General features: G+C 36.7%; 16 protein-coding genes. 3 read left to right on the top strand and 13 right to left on the bottom strand.

Going from position 1 to position 16,450, the window contains the following annotated elements; all coding sequences use genetic code 11:
• Positions 1-524 precede the first annotated feature (524 nt).
• The gene (locus tag HF876_RS10605) at positions 525-845 is read left to right on the top strand and encodes a hypothetical protein (RefSeq protein ID WP_169360030.1); all 321 of its coding nucleotides are present in this window, start codon (positions 525-527) and stop codon (positions 843-845) included.
• Positions 846-1,017: 172 nt separating this feature from the next.
• Here the strand turns inward: HF876_RS10605 and HF876_RS10600 are convergent, their stop codons facing one another.
• From HF876_RS10600 to HF876_RS10590, 3 genes are all read right to left on the bottom strand, one after another.
• Entirely contained in the window at positions 1,018-1,491 is a 474-nt protein-coding gene (locus HF876_RS10600) for a GNAT family N-acetyltransferase (RefSeq protein ID WP_169360029.1), read from the bottom strand.
• 232 nt (positions 1,492-1,723) lie between these two features.
• The gene (ccpA, locus tag HF876_RS10595) at positions 1,724-2,722 is read right to left on the bottom strand and encodes a catabolite control protein A (protein WP_169360028.1); all 999 of its coding nucleotides are present in this window, start codon (positions 2,720-2,722) and stop codon (positions 1,724-1,726) included.
• Between the two features lie 119 nt (positions 2,723-2,841).
• Positions 2,842-3,927, bottom strand: a complete 1,086-nt coding sequence (locus tag HF876_RS10590) for a bifunctional 3-deoxy-7-phosphoheptulonate synthase/chorismate mutase (RefSeq protein WP_169360027.1) — start codon at positions 3,925-3,927, stop codon at positions 2,842-2,844.
• Between the two features lie 166 nt (positions 3,928-4,093).
• Between HF876_RS10590 and HF876_RS10585 the strand changes: the two genes are divergently transcribed.
• On the top strand, positions 4,094-6,229 hold the full coding sequence (locus tag HF876_RS10585) for a cell division protein FtsA (protein WP_169360026.1): 2,136 nt from the start codon (positions 4,094-4,096) through the stop codon (positions 6,227-6,229).
• 114 nt (positions 6,230-6,343) lie between these two features.
• Here the strand turns inward: HF876_RS10585 and HF876_RS10580 are convergent, their stop codons facing one another.
• The 10 genes from HF876_RS10580 to HF876_RS10535 all read right to left on the bottom strand — a co-directional run bounded on the left by HF876_RS10580 (position 6,344) and on the right by HF876_RS10535 (position 15,937).
• A complete protein-coding gene (locus HF876_RS10580; RefSeq protein ID WP_169360025.1) occupies positions 6,344-6,937 on the bottom strand; it encodes a YtxH domain-containing protein in 594 nt (197 codons plus the stop codon).
• 20 nt (positions 6,938-6,957) lie between these two features.
• A complete protein-coding gene (locus HF876_RS10575; protein WP_169360024.1) occupies positions 6,958-7,416 on the bottom strand; it encodes a DUF948 domain-containing protein in 459 nt (152 codons plus the stop codon).
• Between the two features lie 142 nt (positions 7,417-7,558).
• On the bottom strand, positions 7,559-8,860 hold the full coding sequence (murC, locus tag HF876_RS10570; protein WP_169360023.1) for a UDP-N-acetylmuramate--L-alanine ligase: 1,302 nt from the start codon (positions 8,858-8,860) through the stop codon (positions 7,559-7,561).
• Between the two features lie 112 nt (positions 8,861-8,972).
• Positions 8,973-11,627: a DNA translocase FtsK gene (locus HF876_RS10565; RefSeq protein WP_169360022.1), complete on the bottom strand. Its 2,655-nt coding sequence runs from the start codon at positions 11,625-11,627 to the stop codon at positions 8,973-8,975.
• A gap of 125 nt (positions 11,628-11,752) precedes the next feature.
• Entirely contained in the window at positions 11,753-12,358 is a 606-nt protein-coding gene (ytpR, locus tag HF876_RS10560; RefSeq protein WP_169360021.1) for a YtpR family tRNA-binding protein, read from the bottom strand.
• Positions 12,355-13,170: a DUF1444 family protein gene (locus HF876_RS10555; RefSeq protein ID WP_169360020.1), complete on the bottom strand. Its 816-nt coding sequence runs from the start codon at positions 13,168-13,170 to the stop codon at positions 12,355-12,357. Before HF876_RS10555 ends, ytpR begins: the two co-directional genes overlap by 4 nt.
• A gap of 139 nt (positions 13,171-13,309) precedes the next feature.
• A complete protein-coding gene (locus HF876_RS10550) occupies positions 13,310-13,621 on the bottom strand; it encodes a thioredoxin family protein (RefSeq protein WP_169360019.1) in 312 nt (103 codons plus the stop codon).
• Positions 13,622-13,631: 10 nt separating this feature from the next.
• Positions 13,632-14,144 (bottom strand): hypothetical protein, encoded by a 513-nt coding sequence (locus HF876_RS10545; protein ID WP_240949727.1) that lies wholly within the window; start codon positions 14,142-14,144, stop codon positions 13,632-13,634.
• Positions 14,145-14,237: 93 nt separating this feature from the next.
• Positions 14,238-14,789, bottom strand: a complete 552-nt coding sequence (locus HF876_RS10540; RefSeq protein WP_346764065.1) for a DUF84 family protein — start codon at positions 14,787-14,789, stop codon at positions 14,238-14,240.
• A 74-nt stretch (positions 14,790-14,863) separates the two neighbouring features.
• A complete protein-coding gene (locus tag HF876_RS10535; RefSeq protein WP_169360018.1) occupies positions 14,864-15,937 on the bottom strand; it encodes a M42 family metallopeptidase in 1,074 nt (357 codons plus the stop codon).
• A gap of 170 nt (positions 15,938-16,107) precedes the next feature.
• On the opposite strand from HF876_RS10535, the gene HF876_RS10530 reads away from it, so the two are divergent.
• A complete protein-coding gene (locus tag HF876_RS10530) occupies positions 16,108-16,422 on the top strand; it encodes a hypothetical protein (RefSeq protein ID WP_169360017.1) in 315 nt (104 codons plus the stop codon).
• Positions 16,423-16,450: the final 28 nt, after the last annotated feature.

The raw sequence follows: 16,450 nt of genomic DNA, 5'->3' as shown, positions 1-16,450 counted from the left end.
AACCGACAGAATTTGTTTTAAGCAAAAGTGTTCACTCTAAATTAGCAAAAAGTGTTCAATTCTACTTGACGGTTACACATAAGCTTTATATCAATTTGTTTAATAGTAATTGGATTTATATTACAAACCATCCTTATCCCTTTACAAGATATCGATCTTATAAGTAATAAAGAACTTTTGGAATATCAAAAAGAATATGCAATCAACTATCCCTTAGGAACAGGGCTGCTCCTTTTAGGTCAGTTTCTTATGGTTTTAGTTATAATTCTATTCATTATTAAGTTTATAAAATCTAAAAGTAATAATCAAAAATCAGATGTATAACTATCCAACTAAAATATTTGTTGTTCAACTAACGCGTCCTTTATCAAAATATGGCCATCATTTCGGTTGTTTATTTTTATATCATAAATATCAAGGTGATCCCAGATTTTCATTGTGAAATGTTACACTTAAACTAATGCAACCGTTTAGTTGAATCAGACAGAGGATTGTTATGTGTTACCAATAAGGGGGAGGGTATTTTGTCGTTTGGTAGTATAGCTTGGGGGATTTTTATGATAATTCAAGGGATAAGTCATCTAAAGAAAAGTGACTATTTCATAGGGGAGGATATAAGGACTTTTTTAGGTGACGAAAAATTCCAATCCTATCAAAGAGGTTTGGTTTTTCCATTTGTATTATTAGGTACGATTATGATTTGTATGGGAATGATTGAAAATACATTAAATATACCAACACTACTTTTTTTAACAATCTTTCTCTCTCTTAGTCTGATTCCAATAATATTAATTTTCTATAACAATAAAAAATTCACAAATCGATATATTTTTTATAAGAAATAAATAAGTATATTGTTTTTCAACTAAGGGTGTAGTGTAGTGTAGTTTAATTAGTATCAACCTGTAAGGGGCATAGAAATTTAGAGTTGCATTCTATGACAGAGCTGGCACTATAATTGAGGATTATCCAGACCATGATTGGGCTGGAATAGTCCAAAAAGCCAATTTTTATGTCCTACAATATTTTCTTTAATACTAATTCATCATTCAACGGGATTCCATCATGTCCAATTAAAGGTATGGTAGGTTTTAAATTTCGTGCCTTATTTACACCATTAGGAATTATAGATGTAATTCTATAATTTCTTTTTTGGTAAAATTTCAAAGCGTTCAAATTATCATTTGTCGTTACTAGACTTACTACATATAGCTTCTTTTGCATTGCTATGTATTCGACCTTTTCCATTAATGAAGAGCCAATGCCCTTTCCTTCTTGGAGACTATCTAATGAAATAACCTCAATTTCATTATCTTTCAAAACATAGGTAACTAAACCAACAATCTGATTATTGTCCTCGAAAATGAAGCCATCCAATTGATCACATTGATAGACACCTGTTGAAACTACCATCTCAGTACTTCCCCAATTTTCCTTAAAAAATGAGACAACCTTTTCTCTATTTTCTATCGTTATTTCTTTAATACTCATTTGCCAATACCTCATTTCTCTCCATTAATTGTTTAAGATTATTACAAAAAATATTATTCCTTTTTCCAAAACAGTCCGTATATAACTGCTCTTCCTTTAACAAAGCTTTTAACTTAAAATATATTATTCTCAACTAGTATTATTTTACCTTTAGTGTATCACTTTTCAAAAAAACAACCTATTTTTTCCCACAAAAAAGAGCCATGAAATTCATGACTCTTCCTCCTTATATTTATTTTACTGTTTTTCTTTCTTCAATCCGATAAGGAAGCACTACATTTTGTTCCTCGATTTTTTCCTTATTCATAAACTTCGTAAGGAGTCTCATAGAAACTGCTCCTATATCATACAAAGGAAGCACAACGCTAGTTAGTTGTGGACGAACCATTCGAGCAAGCTTAGAATTCTCAAAGCTAATAATTTCGATATCATTAGGAACATTTAACCCACTATCCTGCGCTCCGTGAATAAGCCCGATTGCGAGTTCGTCACTTCCAGCAAAAAATGCTGTTGGTGGATTCTCTAATTTCCTTAGTTGCTCCCACGCTATTAAACCATCGTCATACGTGTTATCGACACCTACTATTAAATCCTCATCTACATCGATACCTGCATTTTCTAACGCCTCTTCATAACCTGCTAGCTTAAAGTCACGATTAATAGGAGAAGAAATGGAACCCGATATAAAAGCGATTCTATTGTGTCCATTTTGTATTAGTCGGTTTACTGCATCGATAGCTGCCTCACGATACTCTATATTTACAGAAGGGAAAGAATTAGAATGCTCCACGGTGCCTGCCAAAACAACTGGCACATTGGAACGGTTCATCTCATGTAGCATTTCCTCTGAAATATAGTCACTCATCATAACGACACCATCTACCTGTTTACTTAAGAGGGTCGTCAATAACTGAACTTCTTTTTCTTCCTGTTGATCCGAATTGGTTAAGATAATATTATAGCGATACATCGTAGCAATATCCTCTATCCCTCGAACAAGCTCGGCATAGAACACGTTTGATATATCAGGAATAATAACCCCTACCGTTTTTGTTTTTTTACTTGCCAAGCCTCTTGCCACTGCGTTTGGTCGGTAATCTAATCGTTCAATCACAGCCAACACCTTTTGTCGAGTTGCTGGTTTTACGTTTTGATTGCCATTAACTACACGGGAAACAGTGGCCATCGATACGTTTGCTTCTCTGGCTACATCATAAATAGTGATAGTCATTGTATTCCCTCCTTTACTTATCTAATTTATAGTATATATGTAAATAATACTTTATATCCTTAATAACTTTCAATTATATAATAAAACCGACTCCTATTTAGAGTCGGTTTTGTGTCAATTTATGCATGAATCTCATGATTTTTCATGAATTTTTGGATGGAATCGTAAAACTCATCAAATTGTTTTAAGTTCATCTGTTGAGCAGCATCAGATAATGCTACCGCTGGATCTGGATGTACTTCAGCCATTACCCCGTCTGCACCAATGGCAATTGCTGCTTTAGCGGCTGGTAAAAGAATATCACGACGTCCAGTGGAATGTGTTACATCTACAAATACTGGCAAGTGCGTTTCTTGTTTTAAGATTGGCACTGCTGAGATATCTAAGGTGTTTCTAGTCGCTCTTTCATATGTGCGGATACCACGTTCACATAGGATGATTTGATCGTTTCCTTGTGACATAATATATTCTGCAGCATGGATAAACTCATCTAACGTAGCTGCAATTCCTCGTTTTAAAAGGATTGGCTTATTAATTTGTCCAACTGCCTTTAATAGCTCAAAGTTTTGCATATTACGTGCTCCGACCTGTACGACATCTACATAGTCAAGTGCCTCATCTAAATGACTTGGAGTCACAATTTCAGAAACAACCGCTAAACCAAATTCTTCAGAAATTTGTTTTAAGATCTTTAATCCTTCTAATCCAAGTCCTTGGAAGTCGTAAGGAGATGTACGTGGTTTGTATGCTCCACCGCGAATTAGCTTTAGACCTTTAGATTGGATTGCAGCAGCAACCTCTGCAACCTGTGTATATGATTCTACAGCACATGGACCAAATACAAATGATGGTGCCCCTGTACCAATTTGTTCACCGTTAATCGTTACGATTGTGTCCTCTGATTTCTTTTTACGAGAAACAAGAAGCGCTTTTTTCTGATCATCGACTTGTAATTCTAGAGCCGTTTTAAAAATTTCTTTAAAAATATGCTCCACAGTAGATTGTGGTAAAGGACCATCATTGTGTTCTTTAAGATGATCTAGCATATGTCTTTCACGAAGAGGATCATATCTATTAACACCTTGCTTTTCTTTTACTCTACCTATTTCTTGTACTACTCCAGCTCTTTCATTGATCAAACGTAAAATTTCTACATTGACCTCATCAACTCGGCTTCGTAAAGCCTCTAAATCCATTTGATTCATAGATATTTCTCCTTTCGTTTCAGCTACGACTCTTTCTATCGCCTGAAAATTGTGATACATTTTAAGATATAAAATATATTATAATCAATTAATCTAAGAATGTCACGCTTTTTATTTTAGCGATTCAACTCGCTAAAGTGTTTTATCCAACAAAGGAAGTGAGAACTTGTCATCAACCCTATTTGCATTAGATATTGGAACCCGTTCGGTAGTAGGTATTATTTTAGAGGAACGAGATGGGTCTTTCCATGTGGTAGACATCCTCGTAGAAGAACATAAGGATCGTGCGATGCTGGATGGTCAAATACATAATGTGCTCAAAGTTGCTGAAGTTATACAATCTATAAAAGAAAAGCTAGAAGAAAAGCATGGTCCTCTAGAGAAGGTAAGTGTGGCCGCTGCTGGACGTGCTCTAAAAACAGAACAAGCTGAAGTGAAAATGGATATAAAAAATCGTCCAATTTTCTCTGAAGAGGACGTGAGCAGGCTGGAACTCTCTGCAGTGCAGCATGCACAGAATAGTTTGGTGCATCCTGATATCGATAAACAATCCAGCCATTACTATTGTGTTGGCTACAGTGTACTTTATTACAGGTTAGATGGTGATGAAATTGGCAGCCTCGTAGACCAGCAAGGTGATGAGGCTTCAGTAGAAGTAATTGCTACCTTCCTACCCAGAGTAGTTGTAGAGTCCCTTATATCAGCTTTAAAGCGTGCAAATCTTGAGATGGAAGCATTAACACTCGAGCCAATTGCTGCTATTAATGTTTTAATCCCCCCTTCTATGCGACGACTGAACGTAGCACTAGTGGATATTGGGGCAGGAACATCAGATATCGCTATAACTGATTTTGGAACTGTCGTTGCTTACGGCATGGTTCCGTATGCTGGAGATGAAATCACGGAAGCATTAAGTGAGCATTATTTGTTAGACTTCCCTCTTGCTGAAAAAGCTAAACGAGCGATTAATAATAATGAATACATACAAATTCAGGACATACTTGGCTTTGAACAGGACGTAGCAAAAGATGAGGTAATTGCAGCCTTAAAACCAACGATCACAGAACTTGCTAGTGAAATATCAAAAGAAATTTTAAGGTTAAATAATAATCGATCACCAAAGGCTGTCATGCTTGTAGGGGGTGGTAGCTTAACACCTACCATTACCACTTCGCTGGAACAGGCTTTGAGTCTGCCAACTAACCGAGTTGCTGTAAGAGGTATTGATGCGATACAAAATTTAACGAAGGAAGAACATATCCCTGTCTCTCCTGAGCTAGTTACACCTATTGGAATTGCTATTGCTGCCAAAAAGTCTCCTATTCAGTATATGTCAGTAAAAGTGAACGAGCAGGTTGTTCGTTTATTTGAACTAAAGGAAATGACAGTGGGTGATGCACTTTTAGCCGCTAATATCTCTACGAGAAAGCTTTATGGGAGACCAGGGGTGGCCTTATCCATTCAGCTGAACAACCAAACAATCCATATTCCTGGTGGTCATGGTCAGGCTGCAATAGTCAAAGTGAATGGCATGGAAGCTAATACGAAAACAATTATTAAAAATTTGGACATCATAGAACTAATGGAAGGTAAGGATGGAACTCCAGGAACTGCAACGGTACGAGACCTACTGGATGAGGCAGTAGCTCAATCCTTTAGCTTTGAAGGTGAAACTCATATAGTAGAGCCAAGGATTTTTATCAACGGGGTACCATCTTCCGCTGACACTGAATTGAAGGAAAGAGACAAAATTACTATAGAGACTGTTCAAACAGTCGAACAGCTTTTACATTCTATTGGCAAAGAAATGTATATTCATAAGTTAAAACCATACACCATAACGATAAATGAAAAGAATCATTATATCCCTACTTTAACTCCTACACTTCTCATTAACGGAGTAAAAGGAAAACTGGAAAGTCCCATAAAGGACAATGATGTAATCACAATTAGCTCTAGTGAAGCTCCGACTTTAGAAATGCTTGCTAATGCATTAGATAAAAAATTAGATGCTCAAATAGAAATCACCTTTCAAAACGAAAAAGTAAAACTTTATAAGGAGTGCTCAATTGTTAAGATCGGTGAAGTCACAATTCATGCAAATGAGGTTGTGCGTACGGGTTCAATACTTGTATGGGAAGAAATAAATACTACACCATGGATTTTCCAGGACGTTTTTCGATTCTCGGAGTGGACCCTTCCCGAGAATGCCGGTTCTTTTCAAATCTTAAGAAATGGACAGCACTCTCGATTTGATGAAGAAATCTTCGGTGGGGATCATTTAGAAATACGCTTTAATTAAAGAAGAAATATAATGGATGGCATAAACCCTATAAAAACACAAAAGTGAAACTGCAATATGCAATTTCACTTTTTGTATGGCATGAGATTAAAAATCTCCGGCCTCATCTTTTGATTATTTTTTTGTATTAGTTTTAGAATCTGAAGTTTCTTCTGCAATTGCTTCTTTAATAGCTTCCGCTACTGCTGTCGCATTTTCTTCCTCATCTGTTAGCTCTTCTGTCGTTTTAGAAATGGTTTCCATGAATTCCATTGGCTCTTCGCCCTCGGAGGAAGCAGTGCCATCATCTAACGGAGAAGCAGGAGAACCTTTAATGTTTTTCACTTTTTCTACAAGCTGTCCAGATTGCTCCTGTAGCTGTTTAGATAGCTGAGTTGTTTTCTCTTTAGCAGTAGAAGAAAGATCCATTGTTTTATCCTTCAACTGACCTGCTTGTGTGCTTAACGTACCACGAAGCTCAGTCCCAGTCTTTGGTGCTAATAATAGAGCAGTTGTAGCACCGATAATACCACCAATTACTACACCCATGATAAAGTCTTTACCGTTTACTTCTTCGTCCTTATAAACATTGTGACGACTCTCGTTATAGGAAGGCATTGGTGGATAGCTAGGCTGTCCTTGTCGATCATATGAAGATTGGTTTGCATAGTACTCTTGATTAAATTTTGCATCATTGTAATTCGGTTTGTTTGATTCGTAATTTGTCATATTCCATTCCTCCAGTAAGATTATTTTACATTATCTTTTTCAAATGTATAAAAGCCTGCTTGCTCCATTGCTTTTCGCTCTTTCCATTTGTCGCGGATACCTAAGAAAATACTACTCCACTGAACAACCTGAGCGATTTTATCTTCGTTTTTTTCTACCTCTGTTGTAACAGAAGTAGATAAACGTTGAATCGAATTGTTGAAGCCATTAACAGATACTCCTACGTTCTTAACTGCGTCTACCACAGTATTTAGCTTTTCAGATTTATCTTGAATATCTACAGCTAATTCATTCGTTTTATGCAAAAGCTCTGCTGTTTCTTTTGTCACATTTTGTAAATGCGTTTCTAAGCCATCCAATGTTTCTGCAACATTGTTTAAGGTCTTTTTCACGGAAGACAAAGTTACCGCCAGGCTTATACATAAGATTAAAAAAGCAATGGCTGCTACAATTGCCGCTATGTATAAAAGATTTTCCATGTGGACACTCCCCATTTCTTGTTATGTAATATTTTTACCCCAAATGAATCAAACTAAACTTCTTACTCTATATACTATACTACTTTTTTTTGAAAACTCCTCTAAAAAATGCTTAATCTACATAAGAGATTAAGCATTTTTATTAATTATTTAGTTTTTTTTCAAATGCTTGTTGATATTTTTGGACATCTCCTGCGCCCATAAACATATACACCGCATTTTCATGATTAAGTAATTGCTCCACGTTGTCTTCCTGAAGGATATGACTACCTTCTATAAGATCACCCAGCGTTTCAATCGTTAATGTACCAGTATTTTCTCTAGCAGAGCCAAATATGTCACATAGGTATACTTCATCAGCCAGGCTTAAGCTTTCCTTAAATTCATTTAAGAACTTTTGTGTTCTAGTGTACGTATGAGGCTGGAATATTACTACAAGCTCTCGGTCTGGATACTTTTGACGAGCTCCTTGGATCGTTACTGAAATTTCTGTAGGATGATGAGCATAGTCATCAATTATCACACGATTTTCTATAACAGTCTCAGTGAAACGGCGTTTTACACCTTCAAATGACTCCAAGCCGCTCTGAATTACCTCTGCAGGTACTCCTTCATAATGACATAGAGAAATAACTGATAGTGTATTTAAAATAACATGATCTCCGTACATTGGGATGGTGAAGCGATGATAGAACTCGTTTCTTACAAATACGTCAAAGGAAGTTCCCTCTGTCGTCTTTTCAATATTACGAGCAGCAAAATCATTGTGTTCGCCAAATCCGTAGTAGACTACTGGCACAGATGCTTTAATACGTTGAAGATGAGCATCATCCCCACACGCTATAATACATTTTTTAACCTGCATAGCCATTTCCTGAAAAGCATTAAATACGTCTTCAATATCGCTAAAATAATCTGGATGATCAAAATCGATATTGGTCATAATGGCATAGTCTGGGCTATATGCCAAGAAATGTCTGCGATACTCACAAGCTTCAAATACAAAATTAGAGGCGTTTTCAATCCCTTTACCTGTACCATCACCAATTAGATACGCTGTTGGACTATATCCACTTAAAACATGCGCCAAAAGCCCTGTAGTTGATGTTTTCCCATGAGCACCAGTGACAGCTATGGATGTAAACTGGTTCATATATTCCCCTAAGAATTTATGATAACGGACTACTTCCAATCCTAATTCCTTCGCTTTGACGATTTCTGGGTGAGTATCAGGGAATGCGTTCCCAGCGATGATTGTCATATCTTCTGAAATGTTATTCTCATCAAAAAGCAACACATTTATATTGCGTTCATGTAATGGTTTTTCTGTAAAAAAGTACTTTTCAATATCTGATCCTTGCACTTCATGACCTTCATCATGAAGGATTTGTGCCAACGGGCTCATACCCGATCCTTTAATCCCTGTAAAATGATACTTTGTCATACGTTGTAAACCTCCTGGGATTATTCCCACTTATATACATTGTCTAAACGTTCGTCTATTAGACGTATTCCCCATTATATCACTTTTTAGTACGTAATATTAATAAATATATTTAACTAAAAATTTGGTCTAAAGTGTCGTTTTTCAGTAACACTTCTCTCGCCTTACTGCCTCTTTGCTCCGAAATGAATCCAGCCTCATGCATAGCATCGATTAGTCTAGCAGCTCGGTTATAGCCTAAATGGAATTTTCTTTGAAGCAAGGACGTCGAAGCAGTGCCCTGTTCTACAACAAATCGGCAGGCTTCCTCAAATAAATCATCTTGCTCAGCTGCAACCTCAGACTTTTGAATTAACTCATCCTGCTCAAATATATATTCAGGAGTACCTTGACTTCTAGCAAATTCAATAACACTTTCAATTTCCTCATCCGTTACATAGGTACCTTGAATACGGACTGGACTTGACATACCATTTCCTTGATATAGCATATCCCCGCGACCAAGCAATCGTTCGGCACCCTGTTGATCTAAAATAGTACGTGAATCAATTTGAGAAGATACCGAAAAAGCAATTCGAGTCGGTATATTCGCTTTGATCAGACCTGTAATGACATCCACGGAAGGACGTTGAGTTGCCAAAACGAGATGAATACCACAGGCTCTAGCTTTCTGTGCAATACGGCATATAGCATCCTCGACTTCTGTTGGCGCCATCATCATTAAATCAGCCAACTCATCTATAACAATTACTAGGTATGGCAGTTTTTGAGCAAACTGTCTTTTTTCAGTCGCCAAAGTATTATATCTGCTAATGTCACGCACACCAATATGAGCAAATAACTGATAACGTCGTTCCATCTCCTCGACTGCCCATTTAAGTGCTGCTGTTGCTGCCTTAACATCTGTAATAACAGGGCTCACTAAATGAGGAATATGGTTAAATGGAGCAAGCTCTACCATTTTTGGATCAATTAACAATAACTTAAGCTCATTAGGTGTTGCTTTATAAAGGAGGCTTACAAGTAAGGAATTAATAAATACAGATTTCCCTGATCCTGTTGCACCTGCAATTAAACCATGTGGCATTTTTCTTAAATCAATAGTCACTGGTTTACCAGTCAAATCTAAACCAAGCGCTGATTCTAAAGGAGAATCTGATTCCTTAAAGACATCTGTATTAAGTACCTCCGAGATTCGAACAGCACGTGATTTTCTATTAGGTATTTCAATACCAATAGAACGCTTCCCCGGAATAGGAGCTTGTATACGAATATCCTTAGCAGCTAGTGCAAGCTTTAAATCATCTGCCAGATTACGGATTTTACTAACCTTCGTACCATGTCCAACTGTGATTTCAAACTGTGTAACTGCTGGACCTTGGACCATTTGGACAATCTCTCCACTTACTTGAAAGTACGAAAGTGCTTCTACTAATGTAAAAGCTTGATTTTCCATCCATTCTTTATCCTCATCCTTAATTTCGGGTGGTAACAGGTAACTAAAGGAAGGTTTTTCATACGTAGATTGAGGTTCCTCCTCTAATGGTGGATTAACAGCAATTGTTTCCTCAATGACTACTTTCTCCTGTGTAGGAGCTTCCATTGGTTTTTCTTCCACGACAGAACGGTTAGATGTTGGACTTTGATAAAGAGGGATTATTTTATTTTCTAGTTTATTCAACTTTTCCTTATCTGACTTCAGCATCAATACGTTAAAAGGTCTAATTTTTTCTTTTGACTTAGTTTCAGTGACTTTAACGTCTTCTTGTTGTGGTTGCAGTTTCTCTACTTCCATATATTGTGGCTGATTTTCGTCCTCTAATACCTGTTCTTTCAGGTCCTCTACTTCAACTTCTTGTTCTCGCACTTCCTCTAATGGACCTTCTATAACGGACGAAGGAGAATCTAGTATTTCAACAGCGTCCTCTTTCTCTAATACTTCTGTAGCTGCTATCAGTTCCACCGTTTGTTCTTCTTTTAAGCTAGGAACATAGCTTTCTATTTCGTTATTCATCGGCTCCAGTTCTTCTTTTTTACCTTGCTGCTCTAGCTCAGAAACAGCATATTCTTCTATATTGTCAGTTTTCTTCTCCAATATTTCGTCTGATGTTGTTACCATTTCCACCGCTTGCTCTTTTTCTTTTGGTGTAGGTACATAACTTTCTACTTCTATACTCGTTGACGTAGGTTCTTCTTTTTTTGTAAGTTCGTCTAAAACAGGAACTTCTGGCTCTACGATCACATCACCTTTTGGCTCGTATAATTCTGTAGTCGTTACTAATTGTTCCGGTTTTTCTTCTTTCAAAATAGGAACAATTGGTTCTACTTTTTTATTCGTTAAAATAGTAACTTCTTCTTTATCAACTTGTTCCTGCTGGTAGCTGTTACGAAGATTACCTTTTGGCTTATTATAGCCGTACACAGGAGAAGGCACCTGCGTAGGAGTGAAAGGCCGTTTTTTCTTTTCTATAATAGGCTCGTCCACTATTACTTTTTCCACTCTTTTAGTAGTTGGTTGTAATTTTCGTTGCTGCCATCCCTCATAAATGGGAGGTGCTTCATATATTTTCTTCTCAGGCTTTATCGGCTCAGGCTCTATAATTTCCTTTTCTTCCTTTGACCCGTACAAAAATTCATTTTTTTCGCTGTCCGATATTAATGGAAAACGGAAAGGAGTACGTGGTTCTCTTGGAGATATCTCCTCTACTTCCTGTTCTTCTATATGTTCTTCCTCATTATTAGAAAATAACTTTTTAAACCAATTCATTTACATCACTCTTTCTACTCGATACCTCTATTTTACCAATAATTAAGGTATACGTCTGTTAAAAAATAAAAGATAGTAGAAAAAAAGCATACCTATTAGGCATGCTTAAGAACTTCTTCTTACTTTTATGATACAAAGGCACTTCCTATTTCATTGTTATCTTCCAAAACAAGAATCCCTTTTACTTCTGGAGCGTTCGGTAAAGCTAGCTCTCTTGCAGAGCAAAGCATACCACTAGAAGCGATGCCACGAAGCTCTGCATCCTTGATCACCATACCAGACGGCATGACTGCTCCTACTTTAGCTACTACTACCTTTTGTCCAGCATCCACGTTTGGAGCTCCACATACAATTTGTAGCGTTTCGTTGCCCACGTTTACTTGACACACCTTTAGTTTATCGGCGTTTGGATGTTGTTCTAATGATTCGACTAAACCAACTACAAACTTAGGAGATAAATCGACCTCTAATTGGTAGTTTACATTATTAGTATTCAATACCTCTTGAATTTTAGCCACAAGCGCTTCATTTAGATCAACTTGTCCGTTTGCTTCTAAAGGTGCATATTTACTGAAGCCAAATATGTTAATGGCAAGAATCTCAGAAGTTTGCGCGTCCTTGACAAGCGTCACATCTCCAATAATGTCAGTAGTAACCTTTTCTGTTTTTTCAGGCGTGATTTGGATTAACAAAACGTCACCTACACCAGCTGCGTTGTAAAAAATATTCATTTGTCTTCTTTCTCCTTTGTTACTCGATTTTTAGCCAAGATAAAAATAGGCTCTAAATCTCCCTTTTCGTATATAAAAGATAATGAGGTGATCGGCACAGTTCCTACTGTAAAGAAATGCATAGTCATTTGAGCTAATACATCGTAGCCTGTCTCATTTCTTATATCACCAATAATCATAACATCTTGATGGGGTACAGAAACAGTCATATCTCCAGAAATCTGTTTTTTCATATCTTTTAGAAGCGATTCGTTCAATATTCTGCTTGCATCATAGCCATCATTATTGTTAAAAAAGTAAAAAGTATTACCGGCAACTTCATCTGTCTTATAATTTGTTTTTAAGTTTCTGACTTGGAAAAGAGCTCTCTCACGTATTTCAGTCTCACGCAAGCCCCAGCCTGATAACATTTTCTCATCTATTAAACGATACGTGTTACCTAAATCTAATACATAATAGATTCTTGTTTCTGCTGTATGATCCTTCGTAACAAAACGATTGCCCTCATTTGATTTTAAAGGAAAGGATGTTGAACGAATAACTGGGTACACAGCAAAATTCGGGTCCAGCAGTCCCTCCATCTCCTTTTCCATCGCTAAAAACGTTTCTAATATCGTGTAAACTACCTCATCTATTGCCTTTTCTTTTTTGGTCTCATATCTTGCCAAAATCGGAGGAATGGATAGATCTATTCCTTTTCCTAGTTCCTTATGCGTTAGGCGCAGTTTGTTTGTTTCACGATTGTAATCATACGTATATTTATCTTCTGAAATTTTTGTTTTAAATATGTTTATTAACTCAAGAGCTTTCAAAGTATCCTTCCTTTCACAATTCTTTCGCTACCTATGTGCATTCTATCTTTGGGGAGCATATAAAAACAACTATTATGTACTAAGTACTACTCCTATTTACAAAATGTAAAAACGGTTCACAAATGTGAACCGTTTTCTATTAAATAGATTGAAGAAATGATTCAATTTCTTCTCTTGTTTTGCGATCCTTGCTTACAAAACGACCTACCTCTTTACCACGGTCATAGGCGACAAAGCTCGGAATACCTAGAATATCTAACTCCACGCATAAATCTATAAACTTGTCCCGATCAACTGAAATAAATTGAAATTCAGAAAATTGTTCTTCGATTTCCCCCATAAAAGGATCAATAAAATGACAATCAGGACACCAGTCAGCGGTAAATTTAAATACAACTCTTTCATTGTCTCTCAATTGTTTAAATTGTTCTATAGAATTTAGATTTTCCATGTTACCCCTCCTACTTCGTTTGAATAGATCTTACAATCGTCATCATCTGTTCTAGATTATCTGATACGTCTTTCTCTTTGGAAATCGTAGTTAACTTAGTTCCACCTATACTGGATACCAACTCATATCTATCTTCACTATTCTTCAGAATCGCTGCATAACCAAAACGATTGTCCGCTTCAAAGGTCTCTTCCTTAATAATATTTATATTCTTATTAGACATCATTAAGTCGTAATACAATTTACTCGTAGACAATTCATTTGGGTTTATAAACAAGATATAAGAGTCTTTTCCTTTTGATAGTAGAATATTAGTTTCATCAGAATCTTCTTCAACAGAATATCCACTTGGTAAAAATAGTTTAATGTCATTTACTTCTTTGTTAGGATCTTCAGCATCCTCCGTAAAAGCCTTCTCTGCTTTTTCTAGGCCTTTAACAGCTTGTTCATCTAAAGATGCACAGCCTGCACATAAAATGACAACTAGTGACGCGAGAATTCCTCGCATCCATTTTCTCGTCAATTTCGTTCCTCCATTCAAAGCATAACTGCTATATATTTTATCGATGATTTAATTTACTTGCAACTAGTATAGCTTATTGTTCTAGATAGGATTTCATTCATATAAATCTATTTTATCATGCTTTAGCTTTAAAAAGAGTTCATATTGACCTATAAGTAATAACATGATGTGCTCAAACATATCATTTCTTTTTATTATACCATTAGTAAATACACCAATAGCTCCTTCGTTGTGACGAATCCCCTGCTTGTTGGTATAGACGTCCATTATAGGACCTAGTTCCCCTCCAGCTCTCAGCTGCTCTGCAATTTCCACGGGTAATGGTACACCAGCTCCAGTAGCAGTAAACACTTCCCCTGTTTTGATTGCTAGTGCTCCCCAGTTGCAAATGTACATAGTTCCATCGATTTCTTGTACTCCACCCTCTAATCCAATACTGAATGTTCCATCTAAAATATCCATTGCATGTTTGGCTCGGTTGATAGCACCTTGTCTAGTCACCTCATTACTCATTGGTTGGTCGGACACTAAAGAGGGCACGTCCTGATTTATAAAAATAGCATTGGGATAATATAATCTCCCTACTGTTTCTACTGCCTTAGTTTTAGCTCTATTATTAGTTGCAATCAGTATTTTATGCATCATTTCATTTCTCCTTCTTTAAAACAGAAACTGTCTTGGCCATAACTCTAAAAAAAAAATGCCACAAGGGCATTTTTTTATACATTAGCTTTAATCGTTTCTAGAGTAGTGCGGTCACACGCCTTAACTAGCTTCACGATTAATTCTTTCGCTGCAGCGTAGTCATCAGTATGAATGATAGATGATGATGTATGAATATAACGTGAACAAATACCAATAACTGCGCTCGGAACTCCTTCTAGTGAAGTATGGACACGTCCTGCGTCTGTACCACCTTGGGAGATAAAGTACTGATAAGGTATGTTATTCGTTTCAGCCATATCTAATACAAATTCTCTCATACCTCGATGAGTAATCATAGATCGGTCAAAAATACGTAGAAGTGTACCTTTCCCTAATTGACCAAACTCATTTTTATTACCAGAAGCATCATTTGCTGGACTAGCGTCTAAAGCAAAGAATAGATCCGGCTTAATCATATTTGTCGAAGCTTGTGCACCGCGAAGTCCAACCTCTTCCATTACGTTTGCACCGGAATATAGCATGTTCGGTAATTGTTCATTTTGAACTTCTTTTAATAATTCGATTGCCAGACCACAGCCATAACGGTTGTCCCAAGCCTTCGCCATTATTTTCTTATCATTTGCCATTGGAGTGAATGGGCAGACAGGGACAATTTGATCGCCAGGCTTGATACCCATACGTTTAACATCCTCTTTGTCATCTGCACCCACATCAATTAGCATATTTTTAATATCCATTGGTCTATTACGAACCTCATCACTCAACAAATGAGGTGGAATGGAGCCTATTACTCCTGGAATTGCTTGGTTATACGCAATGATTTCTACACGTTGAGCAAGTAAAACTTGGTTCCACCAGCCTCCCAGTGGCTGAAAACGAATCATACCGTTATCCGTAATACCGGAAACCATAAATCCTACCTCATCCATGTGTCCAGCAACTAAAATCTTCGGTCCATTTTCGTCACCTTTTTTTACCCCGAATATTCCACCTAAATTATCCTGTACAATTTCATCTGAATATTTAGTTAGTTCACTTCGCATAAAGGCACGAACCGCATGCTCATTTCCTGGCGCTCCTGGTAACTCAGTTAACGTTTTAAATAACGCGCGTGTTTCTTCATTCATTATTAAAGCCTCCTAAAGCCTCGTAAAGTTAATATTCACTCTTTAAATACATTCCCTCTCTATTGTAATAAAAGATTGAAGGGTTTACTACTAATAAATTTCGACATACGAAAAATTTTACGAATTCCATTTATATGATAAACTAAAATAAACACAAGGGAGGAATTAGAATGAAATTAAGAGACTATATGATGGGATTAGGTACAGGAGTTGTATTAGGTATTGTTGCAAGTCAGGCTGCCACTAAAATAAATCCAAACAAACCAGCAGATCTAGTGCTTAATAATATAAAGAACTCCTTTAAAGAAGAAGGTCCAATCGATGGGTCCTGGATTTATATGAGCCCAGAGCCGTTCCAAAAAGAAGCAATCCGTTTTGAAGTGTATAAGGGCGGAATATCTAGAATTAAAAATGGAGAACTAGAGCAATTTGAATTTGCAGCTGACTCTAAAACAGGTGCTGTAGTAGACATAGCAAAGGTTTAATCATGTCCTTTTAGTTATAAAGCATAAA

It is taken from the genome of Psychrobacillus sp. BL-248-WT-3, from assembly GCF_012843435.1.
In the GTDB taxonomy this organism is placed as follows: domain Bacteria; phylum Bacillota; class Bacilli; order Bacillales_A; family Planococcaceae; genus Psychrobacillus.
The sequence above is the reverse complement of the archived record's forward strand: the minus strand, read 5'-3'. Positions and strand labels throughout refer to the sequence as shown.

Coding starts and splice junctions, on each gene's coding strand:
- HF876_RS10575 (WP_169360024.1), bottom strand. CDS start 7,416: ATGGAAAATCTTTTATACATAGCGGCAATTGTAGCAGCCATTGCTTTT.
- HF876_RS10565 (WP_169360022.1), bottom strand. CDS start 11,627: ATGAATTGGTTTAAAAAGTTATTTTCTAATAATGAGGAAGAACATATA.
- HF876_RS10535 (WP_169360018.1), bottom strand. CDS start 15,937: ATGAATGAAGAAACACGCGCGTTATTTAAAACGTTAACTGAGTTACCA.
- HF876_RS10530 (WP_169360017.1), top strand. CDS start 16,108: ATGAAATTAAGAGACTATATGATGGGATTAGGTACAGGAGTTGTATTA.
- ytpR (WP_169360021.1), bottom strand. CDS start 12,358: ATGAATATTTTTTACAACGCAGCTGGTGTAGGTGACGTTTTGTTAATC.
- HF876_RS10590 (WP_169360027.1), bottom strand. CDS start 3,927: ATGAATCAAATGGATTTAGAGGCTTTACGAAGCCGAGTTGATGAGGTC.
- HF876_RS10580 (WP_169360025.1), bottom strand. CDS start 6,937: ATGACAAATTACGAATCAAACAAACCGAATTACAATGATGCAAAATTT.
- HF876_RS10540 (WP_346764065.1), bottom strand. CDS start 14,789: ATGATGCATAAAATACTGATTGCAACTAATAATAGAGCTAAAACTAAG.
- HF876_RS10600 (WP_169360029.1), bottom strand. CDS start 1,491: ATGAGTATTAAAGAAATAACGATAGAAAATAGAGAAAAGGTTGTCTCA.
- HF876_RS10550 (WP_169360019.1), bottom strand. CDS start 13,621: ATGGAAAATCTAAATTCTATAGAACAATTTAAACAATTGAGAGACAAT.
- ccpA (WP_169360028.1), bottom strand. CDS start 2,722: ATGACTATCACTATTTATGATGTAGCCAGAGAAGCAAACGTATCGATG.
- murC (WP_169360023.1), bottom strand. CDS start 8,860: ATGACAAAGTATCATTTTACAGGGATTAAAGGATCGGGTATGAGCCCG.